Consider the following 3,772-nt stretch of genomic DNA (forward strand, 5'->3'; position numbering starts at 1 on the left):
GCGACGCGCAGGGGCGCCGCGGCGTCGTCTTCCGCTCGTTGGAGGCCACCCGGTCCGCGGCGGTGCTCGTCGCCCGCGGCGGCTTCGGACTCCCCTACACCTGGGCGGACATGGCGGCGGCGCGGTGGTCAGCGGCGCGGTGGGCCGAACCGCACCGGGACGCCGGGCGAGTAGAGCACGCTCACCGGCTCGCCGGCCGGGGCGGGCAGCCCCGCCGCCGCGACGAGGTTCTCCTCGCAGCGCTCCAGCCGCGCGCGGTGCAGCGGCCAGCGCGGGTGGGTGTTGGGCAGGTAGACCGTGCGGCCGCGGAGCGTCGTGTGCAGCCCCCAGCGGGCGGTCAGGAAGTGCTCCAGCGGGTCCGGTTCGGCGATCGGCTCGCCGACGGCGACGGTGATGCGGCTGAACGCCCCGCGCGGTCCGGGGAGTCGGCGCTCCGAGCGGTAGTGCAGCCGGTCGCCCGCGCGCGCCACCGCCATGTCCGCCCAGGTGTAGGGGAGTCCGAAGCCGCCGCGGGCGACGAGCACCGCCGCGGACCGGGTGGCCTCCAACGAGCGGAAGACGACGCCGCGGCGCCCCTGCGCGTCGCGCGAGTAGAGCCGGACGTTGGTCTCCGGGAACGAGCCGATCCCGGGGAGGCCGGGGAGCCCCAGCAGACCGATGCGGTGCATCCGGAAGGCGATGAGACCGACGTGTGTGACACCGTCATGGGTGTCGGGCTCGCACCCGGGCGGCAGCAGCGGGGCGACCACCGCGGGCGCCACCGGCCAGTGCAGGAACGCCAGGTCGTGCCAGGACTGGGTGAGCAGGGTGCGGCCGTGCGGGCGGGGCGGTTCCTGTGTGACCGGCTCGACCCCCCGCCGGGCTCCGCCGTGCGGGCCTGGGCGGGCGTCTCGCCGGCGCGGTCGCTGCCCCATGGAGGGCAGCGTCTCACGCCGCCGCCCGGCCCGCCTGACGGCGGACCGGGCGGCGGGGCGCGGCGGGCGGGTCAGTTGCGGATCAGCAGCACGACGATCGCGGAGACCACGGCGAGGGCGAGCGCGGCCAGCCCCTGCACGAGCCGCGGCTCGCGCAGCACGGAGACGGGCAGCAGCCGGTCCACCGCGTACCGGCCGGGGCCGGTCAGCGCGAGGGCAGCGGCGGCGACGGCCAGCACCAGCGGCAGTTCGTAGCCGCCCAGCCAGGCGTCGTCCGCGTGGGCGGAGAAGATCGCGTTGATGAGGGTGCCGACGATCGCGGCGGAGGCCAGCGGGGTCAGCAGGCCGAGGACGAGCCCGAGGCCGCCGAGGAACTCCGCGAGACCGGCGATCAGCGCCATGGTGTCGCCCGCCGGGTAGCCGAGGAAGGTGAAGAACTCGCCGGTGCCGTCGAGTCCGCCGCCGTCGAAGGAGCCGAAGAGCTTCTGCGCGCCGTGGGCGGCCATCGTCAGACCGACACCGACGCGCAGGACGAGGAGGCCGATGTCGAGGCCGGAGGGCGCGCCGCCGAGCGGGCCGGCGGTGCGGGGCGCCGGGTCGGTGTGGGTGGTCGTGGTGGTCACGGTGGGTCTCCCGGTGGGGGCAGGGGGCGGCGGGACGCGGCTGGGCGACCGCCGCCCGTGGTTCGCATCGGGTGCGGGCACACCGATGTCGTTCAAATTGGAACTCGGCCGCCGAGCGTACAGGCGAGTTCGAATTTGAACAACGCCGTAGGATGGGGGCATGGCGAACACCCGGTGGCTCGACGACGACGAGATGGCGGCCTGGACCTCCTTCCTGGAGGCGACCCACCGCGTGTTCCGCGAGGTCGAGGCGCAGCTCCGCGACGAGGCCGGGCTCTCCCACCCCCAGTACGAGGTGCTCATCAAGCTCCACGGGGCCGGGGCGGACGGGCTGCGGATGACCGAGCTCGCCACCTCCCTCATCACCTCCAAGAGCGGCCTGACCTACCAGGTCGGCCAGTTGGAGAAGCGGGGACTGGTCACCCGCGGGGCCTGCCCCACCGACACCCGCGGCGTCACCGCTCGCATCACCCCGGCCGGCTCGGAGGCGCTGCGCGCCGCCGCACCCGGCCACGTCGAGCGGGTACGGTCCGTGCTGATCGACCTGCTCGACCGGGAGCAGCTGACCGCCGTCACCGACGCCATGACCAGCGTCAACACGCGGCTGCGTGAGGACGGCTGACCGGCGGCGGCCGCACCCGCGGACCGGGCGACCGCCCGTCGCGCCGGGCCCGGGGGCGCACCTTCGCGGGAGCGGTGGGCTCAGCGCGTGTGTGGGACCCCGCGTCGGGTCGGCTCGCGGCGACGGACGGGTGCGGTCGGCTGCACGGCGGAGGGGCTCCCTCTTACCGGGTGCCTACCGGGTGGTGTGCGGGCGTCTCCGACAACGCGGCAGTCGGCCGTGGTCGGCGTCGCGACCCCGCGCGGGGTCTCACGCCGGCTCTCGGCGCCCGTCGCCGTCCCGGCCCCCCGGCGGCCCGGGCGCCGGCCCACCGGGCGGCTCCCCCGCGCCGTCCCCCGGCGGCTCCGGGAGCGGCAGCACCGCGCGGACCGCGAACCCCGGGCCGTCGGACCGCGGCTGAGCCAGCAGCGTGCCGCCGACGCTCCGCACCCGCTCCCGCATCCCCAGGATGCCGAACCCGCCGTCGCCCTCACGGGGCGGGCGGTCACCGCCGCCGTCCGTCACCGACACCACCACCTCCCGGTCCCGCACCGCCACCTCCAGCGCCACCGCCACCCCCGCGCCGGCGTGCCGCACCGCGTTGGTCAGCGACTCCTGCACGATCCGGTAGACCGCCGCGCCCACCGCCGGCGGCAGCGTCGGCAACGGCTCCCCGGACCACCGCACCCGCGCCCCGGCCGACCCGGCCGCCCGGACCAGGTCCGGCAGCCCTGCCGGCCCCGGCGGCGGCCCCTGCTCGGGCTCACCCGCCCGCAGCACCTCCAGCGTCCGCCGCAGTTCGGTCCGGGCGTCCCGGCAGGTCGCCGAGATCCCGTCCAGCGCCCGGGCCAGCGCCGGACGGTCCAGCCGGTCCGGGTCGGCGATCAGCACGTGCGAGGCGACCGAGGTCTGCACACCGATCAGCGTGATGCTGTGCGCCAGCAGGTCGTGGAGGTCACGCGCGATCCGCAACCGCTCCTCCGCCACCGCCCGCGCCGCCTCCTCCTCCCGTGTTCGCTCCGCCCGCTCCGCCCGCTCGGTCACCGCGGCCACGTAGTTCCGCTGAATCCGCATCATCTCGCCGAAGACCAGCACCACCAGCACCCAGCCGGCCGTCTGGAACATCGCCAGCCCGCCCTCCGGGCTGACCAGCAGCATGATGGACACCGCCGTCGCGATGAGCGCGGCACCGGCCGCCACCGTGCGCAGCCGCGGACCCACCACTGCCACCGAGTACACCGCCACCACGGACGCCGGGACCGCCGCGGCGTGCGCGTAGTCCATCGCGTGGTACGGACCGACCGACACCGTCATCAGCAGCAGCACCGTCAGCGGGTGCACCAGCCGCCACGCCAGCGGAACCACGGCCACCGCCAGCAGCCCCCACCCCAGCGCGTCCGGCAGCTCGCCGTGGCCCAGCCGCGTCACCGCGAGCACCACCGTCAGCAGCGCCACCGCCGCCGTCAGTGCCACGTCCGACGCCGCCGGCCGCCGCCGGGGAAGGGCACCGCCGCCCGGGGACAGCAGTCCCCGGGCGGCGGTGGCGAGACCGGTCAGGATGACGCGCTCCCGCCGCTCCCGGACCGGCCGCCGACCGCGACCGGCGCGGCGCCGTCCCCGGCCGGGGCGTCGGA

Annotated in this window: 4 protein-coding genes; 1 reads left to right on the forward strand and 3 read right to left on the reverse strand. The window is 76.7% G+C overall.

Annotated features, from left to right (window positions below; translation table 11 throughout):
• Window positions 1-128: 128 nt before the first annotated feature.
• A complete protein-coding gene (locus tag HCN56_RS24260) occupies window positions 129-914 on the reverse strand; it encodes a YqjF family protein (RefSeq protein ID WP_167974597.1) in 786 nt (261 codons plus the stop codon).
• 71 nt (window positions 915-985) lie between these two features.
• Entirely contained in the window at window positions 986-1,537 is a 552-nt protein-coding gene (locus HCN56_RS26805; RefSeq protein WP_376770926.1) for a DoxX family protein, read from the reverse strand.
• 160 nt (window positions 1,538-1,697) lie between these two features.
• Here HCN56_RS26805 and HCN56_RS24270 point away from each other — a divergent pair, with 160 nt between their 5' ends.
• The gene (locus tag HCN56_RS24270; protein ID WP_167974600.1) at window positions 1,698-2,159 is read left to right on the forward strand and encodes a MarR family winged helix-turn-helix transcriptional regulator; all 462 of its coding nucleotides are present in this window, start codon (window positions 1,698-1,700) and stop codon (window positions 2,157-2,159) included.
• A 249-nt stretch (window positions 2,160-2,408) separates the two neighbouring features.
• Here the strand turns inward: HCN56_RS24270 and HCN56_RS24275 are convergent.
• On the reverse strand, window positions 2,409-3,772 hold a 1,364-nt coding region (locus tag HCN56_RS24275; RefSeq protein ID WP_376770927.1), incomplete at its 5' end, for a sensor histidine kinase.

Source organism: Streptomyces lonarensis, from assembly GCF_012033735.1.
Classification (GTDB): domain Bacteria; phylum Actinomycetota; class Actinomycetes; order Streptomycetales; family Streptomycetaceae; genus Streptomyces; species Streptomyces lonarensis.